At 57.7% G+C, this 21,480-nt stretch carries 21 protein-coding genes and 2 pseudogenes; 14 read left to right on the top strand and 9 right to left on the bottom strand.

All coding sequences use genetic code 11. The features are described 5' to 3' along the window. Nucleotides 1-124 precede the first annotated feature (124 nt). The 7 genes from thiO (at nucleotide 125) to C6558_RS40985 (ending at nucleotide 3,862) form a co-directional block, all read left to right on the top strand. Nucleotides 125-1,120 (top strand): glycine oxidase ThiO, encoded by a 996-nt coding sequence (thiO, locus tag C6558_RS26390; protein WP_084815239.1) that lies wholly within the window; start codon nucleotides 125-127, stop codon nucleotides 1,118-1,120. Next, nucleotides 1,110-1,307, top strand: a complete 198-nt coding sequence (gene thiS, locus C6558_RS26385; RefSeq protein ID WP_025428906.1) for a sulfur carrier protein ThiS — start codon at nucleotides 1,110-1,112, stop codon at nucleotides 1,305-1,307. The genes thiO and thiS overlap by 11 nt, the downstream gene beginning before the upstream one ends. Before the next feature lie 2 nt (nucleotides 1,308-1,309). Next, nucleotides 1,310-2,083: a thiazole synthase gene (locus C6558_RS26380; RefSeq protein WP_084815240.1), complete on the top strand. Its 774-nt coding sequence runs from the start codon at nucleotides 1,310-1,312 to the stop codon at nucleotides 2,081-2,083. After that, nucleotides 2,080-2,697, top strand: a complete 618-nt coding sequence (locus tag C6558_RS26375) for a thiamine phosphate synthase (protein WP_107027924.1) — start codon at nucleotides 2,080-2,082, stop codon at nucleotides 2,695-2,697. Before C6558_RS26380 ends, C6558_RS26375 begins: the two co-directional genes overlap by 4 nt. A gap of 215 nt (nucleotides 2,698-2,912) precedes the next feature. Continuing rightward, entirely contained in the window at nucleotides 2,913-3,182 is a 270-nt protein-coding gene (locus C6558_RS26370; protein ID WP_025428909.1) for a hypothetical protein, read from the top strand. Nucleotides 3,183-3,305: 123 nt separating this feature from the next. After that, nucleotides 3,306-3,638: a hypothetical protein gene (locus tag C6558_RS40990; RefSeq protein ID WP_025428910.1), complete on the top strand. Its 333-nt coding sequence runs from the start codon at nucleotides 3,306-3,308 to the stop codon at nucleotides 3,636-3,638. Continuing rightward, the gene (locus C6558_RS40985) at nucleotides 3,614-3,862 is read left to right on the top strand and encodes a hypothetical protein (protein WP_156613018.1); all 249 of its coding nucleotides are present in this window, start codon (nucleotides 3,614-3,616) and stop codon (nucleotides 3,860-3,862) included. Before C6558_RS40990 ends, C6558_RS40985 begins: the two co-directional genes overlap by 25 nt. 41 nt (nucleotides 3,863-3,903) lie before the next feature. On the opposite strand, the pseudogene repC reads toward C6558_RS40985, so the two are convergent. Further along, a pseudogene (repC, locus tag C6558_RS40980) lies at nucleotides 3,904-4,104 on the bottom strand (replication initiation protein RepC); the annotation flags it as partial. Nucleotides 4,105-4,693: 589 nt separating this feature from the next. Here repC and ugpB point away from each other — a divergent pair. The 5 genes from ugpB to C6558_RS26335 all read left to right on the top strand — a co-directional run bounded on the left by ugpB (nucleotide 4,694) and on the right by C6558_RS26335 (nucleotide 10,095). Continuing rightward, a complete protein-coding gene (gene ugpB, locus C6558_RS26355; protein ID WP_025428912.1) occupies nucleotides 4,694-6,001 on the top strand; it encodes a sn-glycerol-3-phosphate ABC transporter substrate-binding protein UgpB in 1,308 nt (435 codons plus the stop codon). Nucleotides 6,002-6,073: 72 nt separating this feature from the next. After that, a complete protein-coding gene (ugpA, locus tag C6558_RS26350; RefSeq protein ID WP_057220613.1) occupies nucleotides 6,074-6,955 on the top strand; it encodes a sn-glycerol-3-phosphate ABC transporter permease UgpA in 882 nt (293 codons plus the stop codon). Between the two features lie 9 nt (nucleotides 6,956-6,964). Beyond that, nucleotides 6,965-7,813: a sn-glycerol-3-phosphate ABC transporter permease UgpE gene (gene ugpE / locus C6558_RS26345; RefSeq protein WP_025428914.1), complete on the top strand. Its 849-nt coding sequence runs from the start codon at nucleotides 6,965-6,967 to the stop codon at nucleotides 7,811-7,813. Then, a complete protein-coding gene (locus C6558_RS26340; protein WP_107027922.1) occupies nucleotides 7,813-8,865 on the top strand; it encodes a sn-glycerol-3-phosphate import ATP-binding protein UgpC in 1,053 nt (350 codons plus the stop codon). Before ugpE ends, C6558_RS26340 begins: the two co-directional genes overlap by 1 nt. A gap of 795 nt (nucleotides 8,866-9,660) precedes the next feature. Next, the gene (locus C6558_RS26335; RefSeq protein ID WP_057210661.1) at nucleotides 9,661-10,095 is read left to right on the top strand and encodes a hemerythrin domain-containing protein; all 435 of its coding nucleotides are present in this window, start codon (nucleotides 9,661-9,663) and stop codon (nucleotides 10,093-10,095) included. Nucleotides 10,096-10,589: 494 nt separating this feature from the next. Here C6558_RS26335 and C6558_RS26330 read toward each other — a convergent pair whose 3' ends face one another. The 7 genes from C6558_RS26330 to C6558_RS26300 form a co-directional block, all read right to left on the bottom strand. Continuing rightward, entirely contained in the window at nucleotides 10,590-12,260 is a 1,671-nt protein-coding gene (locus tag C6558_RS26330; protein ID WP_245449215.1) for a GMC oxidoreductase, read from the bottom strand. A 565-nt stretch (nucleotides 12,261-12,825) separates the two neighbouring features. After that, complete coding sequence (locus C6558_RS26325; RefSeq protein WP_107027920.1) at nucleotides 12,826-14,061, bottom strand: NnrS family protein; 1,236 nt, start codon at nucleotides 14,059-14,061, stop codon at nucleotides 12,826-12,828. Between the two features lie 289 nt (nucleotides 14,062-14,350). After that, entirely contained in the window at nucleotides 14,351-15,538 is a 1,188-nt protein-coding gene (locus C6558_RS26320) for a cytochrome P450 (RefSeq protein WP_245449214.1), read from the bottom strand. Between the two features lie 254 nt (nucleotides 15,539-15,792). Next, on the bottom strand, nucleotides 15,793-16,077 hold the full coding sequence (locus C6558_RS26315; protein ID WP_057225584.1) for a cytochrome C oxidase subunit IV family protein: 285 nt from the start codon (nucleotides 16,075-16,077) through the stop codon (nucleotides 15,793-15,795). 3 nt (nucleotides 16,078-16,080) lie between these two features. Then, a complete protein-coding gene (locus C6558_RS26310) occupies nucleotides 16,081-16,620 on the bottom strand; it encodes a cytochrome c oxidase subunit 3 (protein WP_057225582.1) in 540 nt (179 codons plus the stop codon). A gap of 118 nt (nucleotides 16,621-16,738) precedes the next feature. Continuing rightward, the gene (locus C6558_RS26305) at nucleotides 16,739-18,352 is read right to left on the bottom strand and encodes a copper resistance protein CopC (RefSeq protein WP_158268961.1); all 1,614 of its coding nucleotides are present in this window, start codon (nucleotides 18,350-18,352) and stop codon (nucleotides 16,739-16,741) included. Nucleotides 18,353-18,374: 22 nt separating this feature from the next. Further along, entirely contained in the window at nucleotides 18,375-18,899 is a 525-nt protein-coding gene (locus C6558_RS26300) for a YcnI family protein (RefSeq protein WP_107027918.1), read from the bottom strand. Nucleotides 18,900-19,084: 185 nt separating this feature from the next. Between C6558_RS26300 and C6558_RS26295 the strand changes: the two are divergent. Both C6558_RS26295 and C6558_RS26290 read left to right on the top strand, forming a co-directional pair. After that, nucleotides 19,085-19,783 (top strand): annotated as a pseudogene (locus C6558_RS26295) (methyl-accepting chemotaxis protein); the annotation flags it as partial. A gap of 145 nt (nucleotides 19,784-19,928) precedes the next feature. Continuing rightward, nucleotides 19,929-20,339: a pseudoazurin gene (locus C6558_RS26290; protein ID WP_225906570.1), complete on the top strand. Its 411-nt coding sequence runs from the start codon at nucleotides 19,929-19,931 to the stop codon at nucleotides 20,337-20,339. A gap of 471 nt (nucleotides 20,340-20,810) precedes the next feature. Here the strand turns inward: C6558_RS26290 and C6558_RS26285 are convergent, their stop codons facing one another. Continuing rightward, nucleotides 20,811-21,173 carry a YcgJ family protein gene (locus tag C6558_RS26285; RefSeq protein WP_107027915.1) on the bottom strand — a complete coding sequence of 121 codons (363 nt, stop codon included), beginning with the start codon at nucleotides 21,171-21,173 and terminating at the stop codon, nucleotides 20,811-20,813. Nucleotides 21,174-21,480 lie beyond the last annotated feature (307 nt).

Below are 21,480 nucleotides of genomic sequence, written 5' to 3'. Positions count from 1 at the left end.
TTTCAGATGTCGTACACGAGCCAAACCGCGGACATAGACGGCAACATCGACGCCCGTTAGCGGTGCGGCGCATGGATGAATGGCCCTACAGCTCCGGCCAGGTAACAGCTCGAACGGCTGCCAAATGAGGCAGGTGCTGATCAACGGAGCGGGTGTCATCGGCCTTGTCACCGCATACGAACTGGCGCGACGCGGCATTGAGGTCGACGTCTTCGAACGTTCAAAACGGATTGGCGCCGGCGCATCCTGGTTTGCGGGCGGCATGCTGGCGCCCTGGTGTGAGCGCGAAAGTGCCGACGAGAAAGTCGAACGCGTCGGCGCGACAGCCATCGAGTGGTGGAAGACGGCGCTGCCCGACAAGGTCGTGCAAGAGGGGACACTTGTCGTCGCCGCCGCGCGCGATACACGCGAGCTCGATCGCTTCGCGGCGCGAACCAAAGGGCACAGATGGCTTGATGCAGACCAGATAGCCGAACTGGAACCCGATCTCGCCGGCCGTTTTTCTCGTGCACTCCACTTCCCGAGGGAAGCGCATCTCGATCCGAGAGAGGCGCTGCCTTCACTCCATGACACATTAATGGCCATGGGGGTGCGTTTTCATTTCGGCCAGGCGACCGATGCCACCGTCGATCGCCGTGTCGATTCGCATATTGACTGCACAGGCCCTGCCAGGCTCCCGGATGACGCGGCACTGCGGGGCGTGCGTGGCGAGATGCTCTATCTGCGCACCGGCGACATTCAACTGTCGCGTCCAGTGCGCTTCCTGCATCCTCGACACCCCATCTATGTCGTTCCACGCCGCCAGGGCGTCTTCATGGTCGGGGCAACAATGATAGAGAGCGAATTGTCCGGTCCTATCACTGCACGGTCGCTGATGGAGCTCTTAAACGCAGCCTACGCCCTGCACCCGGCCTTCGGCGAAGCGCAGATCACCGAAACCGGAACTGGCATTCGCCCCGCCTACCCCGACAATCTGCCAAGGATCACGAAAAGCGGTTCGATCTATTCCGTGAACGGTATGTATCGGCATGGTTTCCTGCTCTCGCCGGCTCTTGCGCACGACGTTGCCGAACTTCTGCTCAACCCGGACCACAGATCGGAGTTCTATGATGAACCTTAACGTCAATGGCGAAGAGCACGAGGTCGCCTGCTCGACGCTCGCCGAACTGATGGCTGCACTCGACTATGAAGGAAGCTGGCTGGCGACCGCTGTCAACGGCGAACTCGTTCACGCGGCCGACCGCGATCGATGGCGCTTAGGCGATCATGATCGCATCGAAATTCTCTCGCCGATGAAAGGTGGCTGAACATGCTGCAAGTCTACGACACGGAAATCACCTCTCGACTGCTTCTGGGAACAGCGGGCTATCCATCTCCAGCCGTGCTTTCGGACGCCGTGCGGGCTTCAGGGACACAAATCATCACGGTCTCGTTGAGGAGAGAGACGGCCGGCGGCAAAGCGGGAGGTGCGTTTTTCGAACTGATCCGCGAGCTCGGGACGAAAATACTGCCGAACACCGCCGGCTGCCACACCACCAAGGAGGCGGTGCTCACTGCCAAGATGGCGCGCGAGGTTTTCAAGACGAACTGGATCAAGCTCGAAGTGATCGGCAATCACGACACATTGCAGCCGGATGTGTTCTCGCTGGTCGAAGCCGCACGGATCCTTTCGAACGAAGGCTTCGAGGTCTTTCCCTATACAACCGACGATCTGGTTGTCGCCGAGCGCCTGCTGGAAGCTGGCTGCCGCGTGTTGATGCCCTGGTGCGCTCCGATCGGCAGTGCCATGGGGCCGCAAAATCCGTCCGCCTTGCGGTCGATGCGCGCGCATTTCCCGGACGTGCCTCTGATTGTCGATGCGGGCATCGGCCGCCCTTCGCATGCAACGACAGTGATGGAGCTCGGTTTCGATGCCGTGCTCCTGAATACCGCGGTGGCCGGCGCGGGAAATCCGGCCGTGATGGCATCGGGTTTTGCCAAGGCGATCGAGGCCGGTCGGCTGGCTTTTGAAGCCGGCATGCTCGAACCGCGAGACCTGGCAGTCCCCTCCACCCCGGTGATCGGAAAGGCAGTCTTCTCATGAAGCTCGATCCCTTCTACCTCATTGTCGACAGCGCGAATTGGGTCGAACGCCTCGTTCCAATTGGAGTGAGGCTGGTCCAGCTTCGCATCAAGGAAAGACCCGATAGCGAGGTTCGTAGCGATATCCGCATCGCCAGAACCATATGCGACAGACACGGCTGCCAACTTGTCGTCAACGACCATTGGCGCATGGCGATCGACGAAGGCTGCGATTTCGTTCATCTCGGTCAGGAAGATCTGGCGCAAGCTGACGTGGCCGCCATTCGTCGGGCCGGACTGAAGCTCGGCATCAGCACACATGACGAGGCCGAACTCGATATGGCGCTGTCAGTCGCGCCCGACTATGTCGCGCTGGGCCCGGTCTATCCGACCATTCTCAAGAAGATGAAGTGGGAGCCGCAGGGGCTTGCCCGCCTCACCACTTGGAAGAAGAAAATCGGATCGACCCCGCTGGTTGCGATCGGTGGACTGAACCTTGAACGTATCGATGGCGTTCTCACACATGGCGCGGAGTGTGCCGCGGTCGTGACCGACATTACACGTAGCCAGGATCCCGAGGGCAGAACAAGGCAATGGATCGCTGCGACGTCACGGTGGCGCATTGCGCCAGCTTGAACGAGATCTTCGTTTCCCAGCCGGCGACCACGGCCGAGCACCGTCCCCAGATGAGCCTCACCCTCAGAAAAGCCGCAACAACGGAAAATCGGCCGAATATAGATGCCTAGAAGAGCCTCGCGAGGCTAACGTGTGACGGCGTAGTCACCGACGATCCTTGTTTCGCAAGGATCGTCAAGGTATATAGAAACCTGAAGGTGCTGTGGTCGAGGAAGATGTCTATTGTTGCAGTAAAGGTTTTGTCGACTGTCAACGCCCCTTATGGGACGAAGCTTTCGGCTGAGCAATTGGCATCCAAGATTTCCGATCCTGCCAGCGCAGTCAATTTCGATGCGTCGGCGTTCTCCTTTTTTTCCGAGGTAGACGAGAACCTTCAGATCTCGTTCCTTGGCGAAATGCACGTTGATCCGGCGATCGCTTCCGACTTAGCACGGAAGTTCTCGGCACTTGCCGGTTACCCGCTACCTTTGGCGCGGGCGGCATAATTGGTCGAACACCCAGCCAGCAGATGGGGGGACCTGTTTGATCACGCTGGCTGCATTATCGATCAGGCAAGCTCCCAACTCACATTGATCGACAATTGGACTTTTAGAGGCGGTACCGCCCTGATGCTCCAGATCGATCATCGCGAGAGCTTTGATGTCGACATCTTCATCGATGATCCGCAGCTTCTGAACCCGAAGACACAGGGCTACGCGCTCGACATCAACCCTGACGGCTATCAGTCCGATGGATCAAGAACATTGAAGATCGTCTTCGAGAATGTTGGCGAAATCGACTTTATCTGCGCGCCCAGCCTGACTGATAACCCCACGGTGAAAGCGGAGGTGCGCGGTCGCGACGTCCTGCTTGAGACCCCTGGCGAAATCATCGCAAAGAAAATATTTTACCGCGGGCCACGATGCAGCCCCGCGACATGTTCGACATCGCCTGCGTCGTGAAGACTCACGGTGTCGAGTATCTCAATGAGGCCCTTACGCCCTTCGGAGACAAATGCGAGAAGGCTCTAAAAGTCGCTCGCCAGATGAACCCGCAGTTCGCGGAGACCATCATGACAAGACTTTTGTACCGTGAAGGCTTTTCCGAGATTCCACGCCTGGGACAGGCAATGACGATCAAACTCCTGGAAGCCATCTGCGCTCATTCGACCGGCGCAAAAGTCTAGCATGAGCCCATCCAAGTCGCAGACCGCCACTTTGGGCGCTACTAAGGCTCCCGGACTGAAGCGCCATTTGCTCGCAACAACGCCATCAACACTGGTCCGAGCGAAAACTCCCCTCGCCGCGCCTTTGCCGTCAAATAGCACAGACAACCGCCGGCCGAGTTGATGTAGCCTGCCTTCTCGAGAATGCAGGCCATCGTTGCGGCGACGCTTTCCGGTCCGATCGCCTCACAAGCATCCTGATAGAAAAGACAAGTCCAAGGTCGCTTCCGATGCAGGCTTAACAGTACTGAGCCTGATGCCTTGCCGGCTGGGCATCTCTGCGAAACTGGCTCCGTGCGCGCGATGTGCCCACGCTGGTCATGCTGCACGCCCAGAAAAGGATGAGCGTACCAGGCGGCGGCCGCTATCGCGGCCAAAGCCCGTTCGCGCGCGGCTTGACCGGTTAAAAGGGTCGCCGCGGAGGTTCAGCGCAAGCGCCGGCCGCAGGCCGGGAACCGGGACCGACTACCCCCGGCAAGCCGCTCCGCACTCCCGAGGCATTTCACGCTTCGCGACCATGCGCCCACGCCCTGGCAGCCAAAACCGAGGGGCAACAATCTCGCCCAATCGCGCAGATTTGGCTGGGATTTCCACCGGCCTCGGTGAAGAGAACACGGCACGTCATGGTTAAGTGGAATACGCGTTCTATTGTCATATTTTCGTTGCATATTCATTTCATTTCGCTTCTACTACTTTTTGGTTTCGCAGCGAAGGTTGCGTAAGCTTCGATCGAGGAGGATCGATTTTGCCGGGCGTGCCAAATGCCCTGGCTTTTGAGAAATGGGAGGAATCATGTTCAGACATTTGAACTGGACCGTCGTGGTCGCGTCCGCATTTTCAGTCGGCCTTGCTTCAAACGCATTGGCCGCTACCGAGCTTTCCTGGTGGCACGCCATGACCGGCGCCAACAACGAAGTTGTCGACAAGCTGGCAAAGGAATTCAACGACAGCCAGACCGCCTACAAAGTCGTGCCCGTCTTCAAAGGAACCTACCCGGAAACGTTGAACGCCGGCATTGCCGCGTTCCGCTCCAAGCAGGCGCCCGCCATCCTGCAGGTCTTCGATGCAGGCAGCGGTGTGATGCTGGGTGCGGAAGGCGCGATCCTGCCGGTGGCAGAGGTGCTCCAGAAGGGCGGTTACGAATTCAACAAGGATCAATACCTGCCGGGCATCGTCGCTTATTATTCGAAGGCGGACGGTACGATGCTGTCCTTCCCTTATAATTCGTCGTCGCCGATCCTCTATTACAACAAGGACGCGTTTACGAAGGCCGGCCTCGATGCGGAGAACCCGCCGAAGACCTGGCCGGAGGTGTTCGACGCGGCCAAGAAGATCAAGGCGAGCGGCGCTTCGGCCTGCGGCTTCACCTCCACCTGGCTCACCTGGATCCAGACCGAAAACTTCGCAGCCTGGAACAACGTGCCTTACGGAACGAACGAGAACGGCCTTGCCGGCCCCGACGTCGAACTGAAGGTAGACGCACCGCTGTTCGTGCAGCATTTCCAGGCGATAGCCGATCTCGCAAAGGACGGTACGTTCCGTTATGGTGGCCGCACCTCGGAGGCAAAGCAGCTCTTCACATCAGGTGAATGCGCCATCCTGACGGAATCATCCGGTGGCCTCGGCGACATCATCAAGTCGGGTATCAAATACGGTATTGGCCAGTTGCCCTATTACGAGGGCAGCGGTCCGCAGAATACGATCCCGGGCGGCGCAAGCCTCTGGGTATTCGGCGGCAAATCCGACGATGAATACAAGGGCATCGCCGAGTTCTTTAATTTCCTGTCGAAGACCGAAATCCAGGCACGCCTGCATCAGGTCTCGGGCTATCTGCCCGTCACCCTTGCGGCCTATGAGGAAACCAAGAAGTCGGGATTCTATGAAAAGAACCCCGGCCGTGAAACGCCGATCCTGCAGATGATGGGCAAGGCGCCAACGGAAAACTCCAAGGGTGTGCGGCTCGTCAATCTTCCGCAGGTGAGAGACATCCTCAACGAAGAGTTCGAGGCGATGCTCGCCGGGCAGAAGGATGCGCAAGCAGCCCTGACCGAAGGTACCAAGAAGGCGAACGCCGCAATCGCGGCAGCCATCGGAAACTAACGATGCAATAGCAGGACTGCCCCGGGCGTGAACCGGGGCAGTCCATCTCCTCGCGCAAAGAAGGGGGTCGCTTTGCAGCCTGTCGTCTTTCCCAATAAAATATTGCCTTATCTCCTGCTCGCACCGCAGATCGTGCTCACGGTCATCTTCTTCTTTTGGCCGGCGAGCCAGGCGCTTTATCAATCCGTGCTTCGCGAGGATCCGTTCGGGCTCAAGTCCGGCTTCGTCGGCCTTGCCAACTTTCGCGCCGTCCTGGCAAACCCGGACTACCTGCATTCGCTGAAGGTGACAGTGGTCTTCAGCCTGGCGACGGCGTTGCTCTCGATGGCTGTCGCTCTGTTGTTGGCAACGGCGGCAGACCGTGTCGTTCGCGGCCGAAACATCTACCGCACGCTTCTGATCTGGCCCTATGCCGTTGCACCCGCAGTGGCCGGCATGCTGTGGCTCTTCATGTTCAATCCGGCGATGGGGACATTTGCCTATATCTTACGGCGCAACGGCTTTGCATGGGATCCGCTTCTGAATGGCGACCAGGCCATGGCGTTGGTGATCGTCGCGGCTGCGTGGAAGCAGATCAGCTACAATTTCCTCTTCTTCGTCGCTGGTCTGCAAGCGATCCCGAAATCGCTGATCGAGGCTGCATCGATTGATGGCGCACGCGGAGCGCGGCGTTTCTGGACGATCGTCTTCCCGCTTTTGGCACCGACCACCTTCTTCCTGCTGGTGGTCAACACCGTCTACGCCTTCTTCGACACGTTCGGCATCATCCATGCGGTCACCGGCGGCGGACCGGCGAAGGCGACGGAAACGCTCGTCTACAAGGTCTACAATGATGGCTTCGTCAATCTCGACCTCGGCAGTTCCGCCGCGCAATCGGTCATTCTCATGGTCATCGTCGTCGCACTGACGGCGTTCCAATTCCGCTTCGTCGAGAAGCGGGTTCACTACTCATGAGGCGCGCTGATGATTGAAAAACGTCCCATCGCCAATTTCATCGGCCATCTCGTGCTGATCATCGGCGTCATTATCGTCGCCTTTCCGATCTACTACACCTTCGTCGCCTCCAGCCGGACGTCGGTCGAGATCATCCGCCCGCCGATGTCCTTGACCCTCGGCGATCAACTGAGCGAGAACTATACGGAGGCGATGTCCGGCGGCGTCGAGCGCGTGGTCGGCGTCAGCCTTGAGCGGCTCTTGTTCAATTCGACCGTCGTTGCGATTGCGATCGCCGTCGGCAAAATCGTCATCTCGTTCCTCTCGGCCTTCGCGATCGTTTTCTTTCGCTTTCCGCTGAAGATGGTCTTCTTCTGGATGATCTTCATTACCTTGATGCTGCCGGTCGAGGTACGCATCCTGCCCACTTACAAGGTGATCGTCGACCTCGGGTTGATCGATACCTATGCTGGCCTGACGCTGCCTTTGATGGCTTCGGCAACGGCGACCTTTCTTTTCCGGCAGTTCTTTCTGACGATCCCGGGCGAACTGGTGGAAGCGGCGCGCATCGACAATGCCGGCCCCTTTCGCTTCATGCGTGACATCCTGCTTCCGCTTTCGAAAACCAACATCGCCGCGCTGTTCGTCATTCTCTTCATCTATGGCTGGACCCAGTATCTCTGGCCGTTGCTGGTAACGAACGACGCGAAGATGAACACCATCATCATCGGCCTGCGTCGCATGGTCGATTTCACCGACGCCTCGACACCCTGGAACTACGTGATGGTAACCGCGATCCTCGCGATCATCCCGCCAATCCTCGTCGTCGTGCTGATGCAGCGCTGGTTCGTCAAAGGTCTTGTGGAGACTGAGAAGTAATGGCTCAAATTACCCTGAACAACGTCCGCAAGATCTATGGCGGCAATATCGAGGCGATCAAGGGAGTCTCGCTGCAGATCGATGATGGCGAACTCGTCGTTCTCGTCGGCCCATCCGGATGTGGAAAGTCCACGCTTCTGCGCATGATTGCGGGTCTCGAAAGCATCAGCTCCGGCGAGATCGTCATCGGCAACAGAACAGTCAATGATCTGGAACCCGCTGAGCGGGACATTGCGATGGTGTTTCAGAACTACGCGCTCTACCCGCATATGACCGTGCATCAGAACCTTGCCTACGGGCTGAAGAACCGCAACACCCCGAAGGACGAGATCGAGCGTCGTATCGCGATTGCCGCCAAGACCCTGGAAATAGAGCAGTATCTCCACCGCAAACCACGCCAGTTGTCCGGTGGCCAGCGCCAGCGCGTGGCCATGGGGCGGGCGATCGTGCGTGAACCAGCCGCGTTCTTGTTCGACGAGCCACTGTCCAATCTCGACGCCAAGTTGAGAGGGCAGATGCGGATCGAAATCAAGCGCTTGCAGCGGTCTCTTGGCACGACCAGCGTTTACGTCACGCATGACCAGATGGAGGCGATGACGCTTGCCGACAAGCTGGTCGTGGTCAATGGCGGACAGATCGAGCAGGTCGGATCTCCGATCGAACTCTACGAAAAACCGGCAACGACGTTTGTCGCAACCTTCATCGGTTCACCGTCGATGAACCTGCTCAAACATGCTGAAACTCTTGAAGGCTGGTCGATCTCACCAACTGTGACCAAACCAGCAGGCGCACTCACGATCGGCATCCGACCGGAAGACCTCGCAGTCTGTGAACCCACCGCGGCGGACTTTGATTTCACCGCCAAGGTCCGCATCGACAGCATCGAACTCGTTGGAGCGGAGAGTTACGTGCATGGCAAATTCGCCAATGGCCAGGATCTTGTGTTCCGAGTCCCAGGACGATCGGTGAGGCAGATCGACGATCATGTCACCGTCGGCGCGCTGGCCAAGGACCTGCATGTGTTTGATGATAGGGGCAAGCGCGTGTCCTAAAAACACGGGCTTTGCGGCTTCCCAACCTCGCCAAAATCAATCAGCCTTGCCTCGGCGTCGGAATGGAGCGATCGTTCCGCGTGTCTTGCATCTCAGGCGATGATTTTCTAGATCAACAGGAACAGATAATTAGCTGATATTACTCGTTATTCCACCATTCCAAATGAGCTTTCTGTCTATACGTTAGGTGTTTCGAGGTCGGTGCGGCGCAAGCTTTCCACGAGATCAATGAGTGCGTCGGTCCGGCCCATTAGGCACATCAAGCCCTCTTCGGCAATTTGATATCTGCCGGGAATATCTCGCTTTTACATAGGCTTCCTTGACGATATTAAACCAAGAAGCGAATGCTGCTGATCGTGTAGCCGGATCTCAGCCAGTCCGCGATGCTGCTCTTTGGCACGACCACGCAGGAATTTCAGATTGTGGGATGCCGGACTGTAGCGGCATCACGATGCGCGATGGGCCTCTCGATCGTCGCCTCCGACGGCCAGCCAGCGACCGAAAAAAAAGTAACTTTGGTGTCCAAGGACCATGTCGAACGGTCGAGAGTGACCCAGTCTTTGCGCCTGCGCAATGAGAAGCGTCGGCGCCGGCGGCATGATGGGGACAGTAGATTGGAGATCGTGATATCCGAACAGGTAGTCGAGCTTGAGACTTCAACGTGCTGGATGGCACCCAGGGAGTTCGAACGCTTGCGGCCGAGGCGACGACCGCCACCAGGATGGTGTGGCATTCTTAAGGTGATAGGAGGTGGAGTTGAACGCAACGTCGCGCCCGCTTGGCGCTGCAGATATCATGCGCCTGGAAACGCTCCACCGCGAACTGCTCACGATTTGCCTTCGGCTCGAGGAGGTTGCCGCGGACATCGAGATGAGCGCGAGCGAACCAGTTCGTGAGCTTGCGCAGTCGATCCCAGCAATTTTGAAGGAGGTTCATGACCTCGAAGAGCATACTCTCTTTCCCGATTTCGATCGCAACGCGGGTTCGCTCTTCGCCGCCAAGGCCATCGAAAGGCTGAAGGCTGATCATCGCTGCGACCGGCTGGCGGCAGAGGAACTCTCACTCCTCTTTTGCGCACTGGCCGATGGCCGGTCTGATCTCGGGCCAGACACCATTGCCCGTCTACTGCACGGCTTCCAGGAAGCGCTCCGCCGGCATATTCACGCCGAGAGCCTTGTAATGGAGGCGCTGTTAGCGGCTAAGGCCGAAGCTCGCGAGATTTTTCAGTAACGCGCGCTTGTCGCGACATGGCCAAGAACGGATCAATCAATCGCGGTACTGGCGCACCACTATGCGGGTCGGGCAATCTCCGGTGGCCCGACTTCTTGTCGGCACCCCGGCTCGCGGCGCTTCAAGTCGACGTCACTCGACTACTTGGCCTACCCTCTGCAACCCCGGCCAGCGCCGGGCAGGCCAAGCGCTGATTTACACCAGCGCACGCCCGTAGGATGAGATCGTTTCCGCCGTGCTCGACAGCAGCGAGCCATGGCACTCGCCTCGGTGATACTCCGGGACTTCCTCCCCCCCCCCAACGAACTGCCGCCCGTCCCATCTGGTCGGACATGTTCTGACCGTGATGTTGGCGGTGCAGGTGGGGTTACGGGACGGCTGTCGAGCGGTGCCGGGGGCAAACGGGGACGTCTGGGAAAGCGTAAACTTGATAGGTGTCACGCCATCAAAGGCGATATGCGCCCGCGGCGGAGACTGAGCGCATTTCCTTGCCCTTAGCCTCGCTCCAGTTCCGAATTCAGATGATCGGCCAACCGGATTGCAAGAGCAAGGATCGTCAACGTCGGATTGGCGTGACCGCTGGTTGGAAACACCGAGCCGCCGGCAATGTACAAGTTGTTGATGCCATGAACTCTGCAATGAAGGTCGACGACACCAGTTTTTGGGCTCGCCGACATGCGCGTCGTTCCAAGCGTGTGCGCCATATCGATGGTGACGAGATCCTGTGTGCGCCGTTCTGTGACCCAAGGTTCCAGTTTCGGGGTGGGGAGCTCAGCACGGGCGAGAGCTTCATGCGATAATTCGGCAATCCTGAGCAACGTTTTGTATTCGAGATCGCTAATGCGCCAATCGATCTTGGCGAGCGGTACGCCGAACTTGTCCTTCCGCTCGCTGAGGCTGACCCTGCTCGCCGGATTTGGAGCCTGTTCGCAGATCGCTTCTATGCGCAACCCAGACAACTTGTGAGGCAGACCCCGGGACTGGAACTCGTCGGCGACGAGATTTGGCGAAATCATAATCGCCGTGTTGACGATAAGATCCTTGAAGACCTTGGGTGTGCGGTGGTCCGAAAGGATCTTCATACCAATCCCCCTGGCGATGAATCCCGAACCGGCGGCAACGGAAAGAACATCACGTCCGACATTGTCGCTGCGCGAATGCAACAGCCTCTTCAAGGCGACCCATGGATCGTCTGGTGCACGTTCTGTCGAGAAAAAGACAGCGGCATTCGATATCTGTTCGCGTTCCTGGGCAGCAGCGGTTAGAGCAAGACCATGGGCGAACATGTGCGCGCGATTTTCGTGGTGAACTCCATAGAAGCCGAAGAGCTTTGTGAGCGCTGCCATTCGATCGGTCGGGATCCGCCCCACGCGTGCCGCAACGTGGTCCATGAGAAATCGCCCGACGACATCGTAGTGATTGCCGATTCCTTGCGAAAAGACATCAGTGGACGCTAGCAACAACCGGGCATTCTCAATCCCGCCAGCAGCCAGCACGCAAATCGTGGCCTCAATGCGCGCGCGCTTGCCCCCAACACTGACGACATCGATGCGCGAAAACTGGGATCCATCGCCGTTCACACCCACGCGGCTCACTGTCGCGTCGAGAAGAACGTCGGTATTGGTCGGCCGGCGGGCCAGGAACTCTCGTCCGAAGCGCATTATGTCAAGGCGATCGACGCGAGAGCGAGCAAACTGCCAGTAGAATGAACGTAGCCCTTCGTTGTCAAAACGTTCCGGCGGTGCCTTTGGGCATAGGTTGAGGACCTTCATTGCACGAAGGAGATAGGGCACGATGTGTTCGTGATCGACTGGCCAGCCGGAATAGGGCACCCAGCTTCGAGCCTGAAAGTCTAGCGCATCAAATGGGGCCGACTTTCCCGCCCATGCGTGTGTGGATCCGCCAAGGCCACGGCATCGCACGCCATAGGGCTGTACGTCAGGTGACCAGAACTTGGCTTGCGAACCATGAAATTCTATCCTCTTGCGGATCTGCGCTTCTGTTCGAAGCTCACCGACGTTCTCAACTTCATTGAGCGCAGAATGCTCGGGACTTTCGAGTTCAAGCCCGCTTTCGACGACGACGACCTTCCTTCCCGCCCTGGAACACTCCTCGGCTATTGTCAGGCCCACAGGGCCAGCCCCCACGATTACGATATCCGCCATGATGATGGAGTTGTCGTCAAACTCCGAAAGCCGCCTTATCCTCATCTAAGGGGAGTTCTCTTCGAGGAAACGGAAGTCCAACCTGTGCACAATGATCGATAAGCGAAGCGCTGCACCCTATCGGCAAAGCGCATCCCTTTTGGCTTGCGAGTAACTACGCAGTTGCGGCTAACCCCATCCTGGACGCTCTTTCGCATCGGTTCCTCCGTCCTCCTTGCCTCACAGTTTACAGCCCTGGATGGAGAGAACGTTGCGTTGGATCAAAGCCGTTCGCGTCAACTTGCTGAAGGTAAGGGGTGCTGGTTGTTGCACCGCTTCGACAAGGGCTTGCCACTGCGGAAGCGGCTGCCCAACTCTGGATCACCGCCAGGACGCTTTAGAGCCTCACCCCTTTCCAAGGACCGGCCTTTGAGAGGTTAAGCCGTAGACGCAACGATCGGCAGCGATGGCGGGTGGCCACCTTCAGGCGGAGCCGTCGAGCGACCTTCTTGTTTTGACCGACAGAAGCCATGCGACCGACAATAACAGCAGGCTCGCCACAATCGCTTGCGCCTGGCATGCTGTGTTAGGCCTCGTTAATTGGCCGACCCACCGCGCACCGGTTTGCCGTGTTCTGCAAGTAAGGTCGAACGTCACTTTCCCGCTTGCCGTAAGCCTGATTGCGGCTGGCCGCACTAAAGACCGGTCTGGGCACAGGACGGCTCATCGCCTGAACAAAGACCATCATGAAGAGAGCCCACGCGGCCATCCAGCAGACCGCCGCGGCAACAACGGGTTCGAAATACGCGGCACTCATGCCGTCGCCAAAAACACGCAGCAAAGCGGAGACAGATAGAAGCCTGAACGCGCAAGTTGTGGGCCTGCTGAGGATCAGCCTCTCACCGTTACGAACCGAGGCCGACCGCATCATGAAGGCGGCGATCATCGTTCCCATAGCTCCCATCGTCATTGCATGCAGGGCGGCGAGCGGTGGGAACTGGGCGGGAAAGATAATAGCAACGCCGTTCAGGATGAGCGCCGCCGGCATCCAGGCGAAGGCGATATGCAGGATAAACAGTGCCGGATACCGCGCGGCCTTGAGGCTTTGCCAACTCGCCATTTGCAGCAACAACACAGCGCCTGAAAGCATCAACAGGTAGCCGGATATGTTTTGGAGCGCGCCTCGAATACAAATGGCGGCCAGAATACCCAGGATCGCCAGATACGAAAATGCCGGCCGATCGCGAAAGGGGGTCTGTGTCCCGGTCCGGACGAGCCAATGCCGCGTGAAGGCAGGCACGGCGCGTCCACCAATCGCGGTGATCAACATGCTATAAATCCCCCACGGCGAACCTATCGAGTTCAAGCCGTAAACGTTGGAGAGCGCGGCGCTAATTCCAAGTGCGGCCGCTCCGAGTGGTGCCCACAGGCGGTGCCACGCCGCGGCCTTTAACAACGCAACCGCCAGGACAGCCGCCAAGAACACGAAATATGCAGATGCCCCGATGACAGATGCGAGATGCGGGAAATGCATAGAGAATGCTGCCGTGAGCCGGGCAGTGCACCAAAGGGAAGAAGCAATTATTGTGACCGCAGGTGGAACGGGACCTCTCTTCGTCCACGCGGGCAAGACCGTAAGGAGATAGCCCCCTACCGCAGCACCGGCCATGCCGAACAAAAGCTCGCTACTATGCCAACTAGTTCTCTCCAGCGCGATTTCTTCCGGGAGGATCCAGACAAGGGGTACGACGAGCGCCCAAAGTCCGGCGAGAAAAAACAGCGGTCGGTAGGGTGCCTGCCAAATAGACTTCGAATTGACCACCCCTGATATCAAATGCCCCTCTTGGATTGAGCCCCAAAGCGCGCAAGCCGTCCCGCGTTCTCAAAATGTATATGCATCACCCGATCGTCAGTTGAGTTGCACCGTCCGGTATCGAACGCAGTGCAGACGCCGTCGCGGTGAGAGGATTCCAGCGCCCGCCAATTTTGCCGAGATCGGAGCTGCCGTCTTGCCGAGCCATTGTTCCGGTCTTGGTCTGTTCCCAAACCTGCACTACCGACCACGATGGTGTTCGCTCGTGCGGAGGGCAGACTGCAGCCCAACGGAAGCATCAATTGATTTGCAGGTTAAATGATGCGTACCCGCCTGCAGGGTAGACCGCACGGATAGCCTCGGTACCGAGAGGAAGGACAAAGTTCCCGATGCCGCTAAGCAGTTCGTCCAAGACGACCCTCAGTTGCATCCTTGCCAATGCTGCGCCCGGGCAGATATGGATCCCCGCGCCATAGAGCAGATTTTGCGACTGATCCCGATCGGGACGGAACTGGTCCGCATCCTCGAACACTGCACCGTCACGGTTTGCTGATGCCCAAATCACTGTCATCCTTTCTCCTGCCTTGATCGTCCGCTCACCGATTGCCACAGATCGAGAAGCAACGCGCCGATTGGAAATCAATGGTCCATGGAGACGAAGTATTTCGTCCACGGCTTGCGGAAGGAAAGCCCTGTCACGGCGTAGCTGTGATTGGACTTCGGGATGTTCCGCAAGGAAATGGACAATGATCCCGACGCAGGCAGAGATGGTGCCCAGTTCGCCCACGGTCCAGTTGCGCAAGATACTAACGATCTCCGCAGGCCGGAGCAGCCGTCCATCAACGGCCTGCCGCACCAAACTGGTGGTGATATCGTCCGGCGCTGCAGCGCCGGCCTGCTGGCGTATTTCCAGCTGTGATCGGATATAGCCATCGAATTCGAGCGCTATGGACGCAAGGGCATTCGCATCGCGGACCAGCGTCGCCTCGCGGTTCTTCCGGACCCATTGCCGTAATGGTTCGTGCAATGATCGGGGCCAGCCCAAGAAGCCACACTGGATTCGTATGGCATATGGTTCAGCAAATCCCATCATGAATTCGCTAGACGGATCTTTCTTGAGTGAGGCGACCAGATCGCGAGCAATCCAGCGGCATGCCGGCTCGAAGGCCTCAATCCGCTCCACCGCGAAGTAGGGCTCGATCATCTGCCGGTAGTGTGTATGTTCAGGCGGATCCATTCCGTTGGGAACTGACGGGTGGCGTGAAACAACGTTGCTGTAGGTTTCGTGATCGTTCAGTACCTGCAAGACATCCGTATGGCGGAAAAGCGACCATCCGAGGTAGTCGCTATAGGCCACCGGGCACGCCTCGCGCATCTGGTCGTAGGCCTGGATCTGATTGGCTAGAACCTCGCGACTGCGAGGATCCCAATCGGAGACTGTCTCCATAGAAGACTTGTGCTGGTTGGAAGCCGCTGCCGATTCCATTCATGCGCCCTTTCCGCCAATATGTGCCCATATGTGCATCAGCGGCAGGCGCGTTCTTTGTCGTCACTCAAATAGTTTGCGCACGCTCCAGTATTTTGAAGCCCAATTTTTGCTCGATATGAGTTCCTCCATCACGGCTCCGACCAAGGCGCGAACCGCCCGTCCTTGACTTGGCATCTGATACCAGATCGCCATTCCCGGCATGTGTGGCACGGCGTGAGTGTGGACCTCTTTCACCCGTCCATGGCCCCTACTCAGGAGCCATATGTCGCGAGTAGCGCCTTTGTGCCTGCGGCGACCGCGAAGAATGCGGACCACCCGACAAGTGCCATCGATAATCGAGGGCGTAGATCACGCAGCCCCATAAAGTAGACCACCACCCAGCGCGATTTGATGACGGTTAGGATCAGAATGACGCCGAAAGCCGTGAACGGAACAGCTTCGTGCTTCCATTGAGCCGAGATAAGAGCGGCGATGATTGCAAACAACAGTAGTTTTGCGGCACGACCAAGCAGCCATGTGGAATTGTTGGTTTGCATCGTCTACCCCAGATAGATTACGGGAAAAATTACCAGCCAGACGATGTCAATCACGTGCCAGACAGTCGTAACCAACACCACATTGGACCGCTCCATCCTTCGTGCGATCAGCAACATGAGCAGGCTCAGGAATGCCACATGCGCGAGATGGAAACCTGTGATCATGAAGTAGAGTTCGAAGAAGGCATTGAATGTCGCGTCACCGATGAACCGTAACTCGCCTTGGTATTCAACGACCCTGGTCGCTGCGAATAAAAATCCAAGCATCGCTGATGCGACCAAGGCGAACCTTCGCTTTTGGTATGTCGCCGCACGCACCGCCTCCGCCGCCAACCATCCACTTGCGATCAATACGAGCGTGTTGAGACTAGCGAGCCGCCCATTCAAATGAATTTTGGCAAGCGAAAAGCTGTCCGGGTGAAGGTACGACATCACCATGAACCCGCCAAGCAAGACGCCGAACGCAAACAATTCGCTCCAAACGAGAATCCAGAGCACCAGATCATCACTCGGTTCGTCGCTTTGCGCCAGTTCAACTGCCATGAACTCGAAATCTCCACTTTATGCACTGGTGCTACAAAACACCGCGGCGTTCTTTGTGCTTGCACAAAGAATGGTCCGAGTGCGCGTTTCGCGATGCTGATCGTAAATTTGGAGAGGCTCAACCGCCGGAAAGCAATTTGACTCGGCTTTGCAAGCTAACCAGATCAAAATCCGAGATGAGCAGATCGAGGCGGACGTTCCATTCGCAATCGCAGGGTACCGGGACGTGCTGCACGCTCCAGAAACCCGGCGACACTCGACGGATAGGCACCTTGAATTTTGAAACCGAGCCGTCAACCGACGACATCTCAAGTGTGACTTCATGAGGATCCAAGCCGGCAAATTCGGCAGTCGACAGAGATATCTCTGCATTGAAGATCAGATCGGGCGTCGTTTCGAACGCCAGCATTGCCATTGTTTCGGCATCCTGGAGGTGAACGGATGTGGCGATTGGCTGCCTTAGCGCGAGCGCACGGGGCGGCGGTGTGAACCGCCACAATGAAGTGACTGCCAATACCAGCACGACCAGGAAAACTTCGACCGAGACTAGGTTTTTCATGCTTTTGGCCGCACGAAGGCAGCCCGACGCGACACGTGGCGTTAGAACGAGGCGATTCCATGCGCCGAGTACAAGTGCGCCGCTCACCAATGTCACTTTCGCGAGCAGAACCTTGCCGTAATCAAAACCCAAGATCGCGGGGGGCCAGCCAACCTGGACATAGGCGAGATACCCTCCGGCGACCAGCATGACAGCGATCGAGTAGGGAATTGCGGCCGAGAACCTCAGTAAACTGTCACGTTGCCCTTGATGGCGGGGCCCTAGAACATGCCACAAACCAGGCAACGAGCCCGCCCAGAAACAGACCGCCGTCACATGAAGTGATACCGCGGCAAAGGAGAGCCATTTAATGCCAGCGCCGGACGCATGTCCCGTCAAGGCAAAAGCGGGGCCAATCAAAGCCAGCGATGCAAACATCAGCGCCTTGCCGGCTATCGATCGCGGCCTTGCACAAACTGCCAGTAGGAGCGTTAGTCCCACCAAGAATATCGAACGCGCCAGGCTGCTATCGAGTGCGTCGGCCCAAGCCTTCGCTCCAAGCAACGCCGCCCATGACGCGCTGTTTTCAACTGCGAGGAGCCCGATCAGAAACACAGCACATACCGCCGCGGTATATAGAAGAGTGATTGTGGTTCTTGTCGGCGCTCTATGCGCGATCCAGAACGAGAAGAAACTTCCGCCGATGCCGAACAGGCAAGCCAGGTAGAATAGAAACTTCGTTCCGAGTGTTAACAGCGCAACCCGCTCCGCGCCTCCCGTGTCATCCTTCAACTCGCTCATGTCGTAGCTAGCGCCAACAGCAAAGACGACGGAGGCCGCGACGGGGTGGCCATCTTCGGAAAGGATCCGCCAATTTAGAGCGTAAGCGCCCTCCCCTAGCGGCTCGGCGAGCTCGACCACGACGTCGTTGCCGGAAATCGTCGCTGGCAGATTGGCTGGTTTCGCATTGCGGTCGACGAGCGTGAGGTCGACGCGGGTCACAGCTTCCGAAAACCGGAGGGACAGTTGAAGCGGCCGGGAGGTCAGACGCTCTCCTTGCGCCGGAGTGGAGGAGACCAAGACTGCGTGTGCAAAGGCATGCTGCCAAGGCATAACCAGGCAGAGCGCAAGGGTGACCAGAAATACCAACACAGAAGCGTTGCGGGGGCGGGCAAGTTCGAAAGTACGGATCATGCCCATGCCCCCGCCAGCGTCGTCACTTTTCGATGATGGTCAAAGTCGGCGCGGGATGTTCGTAGTCATCAGCGCTCTTCCCGTCAGTCGGGACCTCGATCCACCTTGTGGTAGCCCCACCTACGCAATCCTGGACGACGGGAAACGCGACAGTTGCACCCGGCTTGAAGGCGTCGGTGATGTAAGCCCGGAACACAAACTCGTCGTATTCGTCGTCCGCCAGGTTGCCACCTGACCAGATCAGTTCGCGGACGCCACTTGTTTGTTGCTGACCGTGCAGTTCGTACGCTTTCGCATATTCGCCATGCGTCTTCTCGATTTTCCAACCGGGTTTGGGCATGGGCTTCACTGAAATTACGCCTTCCGGAAACCGCACCCTAAGAGCAACCGTGGCCTTGCCGTCACAACCGTGCCCGACCCGCAGAATGGCTTTGTAGGTTGATCCGACCTTTGCACTGCCGTTGTCGAGGGTTATGTGCGCCATGGCAGGAAAGACCGTTCCGGCCGCCAGCAAGATGGCGGCCAACGAAGTCTTGAGCATGGACATCTCGTAGTTCCTTCACTCTGTGACCGCTGTCATTCAAGGAGACACGGTCCGATTGTTTCGACGTCACGCCAGCCGCGCCGCTAAAAAAGCAAATAGACTTGAGTGCTCCAGACAACTTTGATTTGCGTCAAGGAAGAGAGCTTTAGAGGCGAGCCAGCCTTCGTCTAAAATGTCGCCCAATCGGCAAGCGGGCCGACGAAGCGCGCAGCACCGCCAAGCAAGCCAGCTTAAACACCGACAGGAGTGGCACGATCGTCGGCGAAGCGATTGTAGCGATGGTCAAGATTGAACAGTCATCAAAACAGATTGCCGGCATAATTGCCGTGATTGACGAAATCGCGTTTCAGACCAATCTTCTTGCATTGAACGCCGGGGTGGAGGCGGCCCGGGCAGGCGAGGCTGGCAAGGGCTTTGCTGTCGTCGCGCAAGAAGTGCGTGAACTCGCGCAAAGGTCTGCAGGAGCCGCTCGAGAAATCAAAGACCTCATCCACAGCTCTCGTATCGATGTCGAGACCGGCGTCCAACTCGTTAAGGACACCGGGGAAGCCCTCAAAAGTATCGAAGGCCAGGTTAATGCCATTAACCTGAACGTGGATGCCATCGCCACCTCGACCAATGAGCAATCCGCAGGGCTCCTGCAAGTCAACGCGGCCGTCAACCAAATGGATCAGGTAACCCAACAGAACGCCGCAATGGTTGAGGAGACCAATAGCGCAAGCGCGACCTTGGCTGCAGAAGCAACCCGTCTCCACGGGCTTGTGGAACGGTTCTGGCTCGCAAGTACAGAAGCCACTCTGTCCGACGCGCGGTCTCTAGGGGCGTCTTCGCGCGAGGGAAACCCCCTGTCGAGGATAGGAGAGCGACTACGGCAACGCGTTGCGTGAGCGATTTTCGCGAACGTCGAGTTATTTGCGTTTAGTCAAACTTCACGGCGTCTTCTCCGGTACATCAGCGTCAACGAAGCCAAGCGGCTTCAAGAACAGGAGAAGAGCTATGAAACGACTGGCAAACCTCACGATTGGAACTGCAATGGCTTTGGCGGTAATGGCTACCGTATCGCAGGCAGCCGACTATGAAGTACACATGCTGAACAAGGGCAAAGACGGTGTGATGGTGTTCGAGCCGGGACTTACTCGAGTGGCCCCGGGAGACACCGTAACATTTATACCGACCGATAAGTCTCACAATGCCGAATCGATCGCCAACCTCATCCCGGAAGGTGCGCAGGCTTTCAAAGGGAAGATGAACGAAACGGTGAAAATCACTTTCGATGTTAAGGGCGCGTACGCCATCAAATGCGCTCCCCACATGAGCATGGGTATGGTCGCTCTTGTCGTCGTCGGCGACGCTCCGGACAACCTCGAAATCGTGAAGACTGCCAAGCTCCCGAAGAAGGCGCGGGATCGTCTCGACGCTGACATTGCAGCGGGAGCGATGTAACAACGCCGCAACGATCTGAACGCCCACGTTCCCAAAACGTGGGCGTTTTCATATGGTCCTATCGACTGCCGGCACGCGAGGAACTTCGATACAGGATGCGGGCCGAACATCTTCCGGAAGAGATCAGGGCGATGGTTGGAAGGCACAGGCAAGACTGTGCCAGCGATACCGTCGGCACTCTGCGGCCTGCAAACCGCAACCGAAGGTCATCACCGCGGTCCGAGAGCTGGCAGGTTTTGTGTGGAATGTGAGCCGACATATCCAACCAGTTCGATGAGGAAATAGACCCACGGGAGTTCTGATAACACATAGCAACCTGATCGGCGTGCCGCGAAATCCAGGCAAGATGGGAAATCCTCGAGACACCTTGGGCGAGCTTCCAGCTTATGCCCGTGCTTAGAGCGAGCAAGACCCGTGCCGGTCATGATGAGAGAGGGTCATTTCCCCTTAGCCGGAACCGACCGGTTTTGGTCATTCGCCAAACAGCGCCTTGGTGTATTTCTTGGAGACGGTCCCGCTGCGCTGTCCGTTCGCGCCATAGTACCGATCTTCACGGCACAGCCGCTCCTTCGCGTCGCAGAAAACCCCGTTGGCAAAGGTGAACTCGGTCAGGTCAACATCACTGGTTGTGAACAGCTTGTTCGCGGCGGCCTTCTTACCGAGATATTTTTTCGTCAGCTCGTGGGAGATCCCCTTTTCATTGGCGCACACGTAGCGGTCGCACAGCACGCCCGACGCTGGCGATTGGATCGTGGCCCGCTGCTTTGCGTGAGCGGGCATCACGCCCAGGGCCAACAACAAGGCCAGAGAAATCGAAACGTACAGTTTGTTCATAGTTAGACCTCGCTTGGTGGGTGATTCTTCTTCAAAGAATAAAAGACAAACGGACGAAAACATGTTTGCGTGCGTGGAAATGGGATCAAGGGCGGGACCGGAGGCCGCATCCGGGAACGGAGCGCAGCGAGTGCCGAACGGATGAGGATGCTGGCGACGCCGCGACCGTGGCCACCTGCCATAGCAGTATCCTCGCCAGATCATCACGTGATGGCCGACACCGTGCTCGGGCAACATCCCTTACCCATTGCGCCATAGACGATGTTGCCGTCGTCGCTAGGCACCGAACAAGCAGGCGGATCTGTAC

The organism is Ensifer sp. NM-2 (assembly GCF_003024455.1).
Taxonomy (GTDB): domain Bacteria; phylum Pseudomonadota; class Alphaproteobacteria; order Rhizobiales; family Rhizobiaceae; genus Ensifer; species Ensifer canadensis.
Note: the sequence above shows the minus strand (reverse complement) of the source record. Positions and strands in the feature narration are given on the sequence as shown.

Excerpts from the sequence above, each read along its gene's own strand:
- thiO (WP_084815239.1), top strand. The coding sequence starts at position 125 with ATGAGGCAGGTGCTGATCAACGGAGCGGGTGTCATCGGCCTTGTCACC.
- thiS (WP_025428906.1), top strand. The coding sequence starts at position 1,110 with ATGAACCTTAACGTCAATGGCGAAGAGCACGAGGTCGCCTGCTCGACG.
- C6558_RS26380 (WP_084815240.1), top strand. The coding sequence starts at position 1,310 with ATGCTGCAAGTCTACGACACGGAAATCACCTCTCGACTGCTTCTGGGA.
- C6558_RS26375 (WP_107027924.1), top strand. The coding sequence starts at position 2,080 with ATGAAGCTCGATCCCTTCTACCTCATTGTCGACAGCGCGAATTGGGTC.
- C6558_RS26370 (WP_025428909.1), top strand. The coding sequence starts at position 2,913 with ATGTCTATTGTTGCAGTAAAGGTTTTGTCGACTGTCAACGCCCCTTAT.
- C6558_RS40990 (WP_025428910.1), top strand. The coding sequence starts at position 3,306 with ATGCTCCAGATCGATCATCGCGAGAGCTTTGATGTCGACATCTTCATC.
- C6558_RS40985 (WP_156613018.1), top strand. The coding sequence starts at position 3,614 with ATGTTCGACATCGCCTGCGTCGTGAAGACTCACGGTGTCGAGTATCTC.
- ugpB (WP_025428912.1), top strand. The coding sequence starts at position 4,694 with ATGTTCAGACATTTGAACTGGACCGTCGTGGTCGCGTCCGCATTTTCA.
- ugpE (WP_025428914.1), top strand. The coding sequence starts at position 6,965 with ATGATTGAAAAACGTCCCATCGCCAATTTCATCGGCCATCTCGTGCTG.
- C6558_RS26340 (WP_107027922.1), top strand. The coding sequence starts at position 7,813 with ATGGCTCAAATTACCCTGAACAACGTCCGCAAGATCTATGGCGGCAAT.
- C6558_RS26335 (WP_057210661.1), top strand. The coding sequence starts at position 9,661 with ATGCGCCTGGAAACGCTCCACCGCGAACTGCTCACGATTTGCCTTCGG.
- C6558_RS26330 (WP_245449215.1), bottom strand. The coding sequence starts at position 12,260 with ATGGCGGATATCGTAATCGTGGGGGCTGGCCCTGTGGGCCTGACAATA.
- C6558_RS26320 (WP_245449214.1), bottom strand. The coding sequence starts at position 15,538 with ATGGAATCGGCAGCGGCTTCCAACCAGCACAAGTCTTCTATGGAGACA.
- C6558_RS26315 (WP_057225584.1), bottom strand. The coding sequence starts at position 16,077 with ATGCAAACCAACAATTCCACATGGCTGCTTGGTCGTGCCGCAAAACTA.
- C6558_RS26310 (WP_057225582.1), bottom strand. The coding sequence starts at position 16,620 with ATGGCAGTTGAACTGGCGCAAAGCGACGAACCGAGTGATGATCTGGTG.
- C6558_RS26305 (WP_158268961.1), bottom strand. The coding sequence starts at position 18,352 with ATGATCCGTACTTTCGAACTTGCCCGCCCCCGCAACGCTTCTGTGTTG.
- C6558_RS26300 (WP_107027918.1), bottom strand. The coding sequence starts at position 18,899 with ATGTCCATGCTCAAGACTTCGTTGGCCGCCATCTTGCTGGCGGCCGGA.
- C6558_RS26290 (WP_225906570.1), top strand. The coding sequence starts at position 19,929 with ATGGCTTTGGCGGTAATGGCTACCGTATCGCAGGCAGCCGACTATGAA.
- C6558_RS26285 (WP_107027915.1), bottom strand. The coding sequence starts at position 21,173 with ATGAACAAACTGTACGTTTCGATTTCTCTGGCCTTGTTGTTGGCCCTG.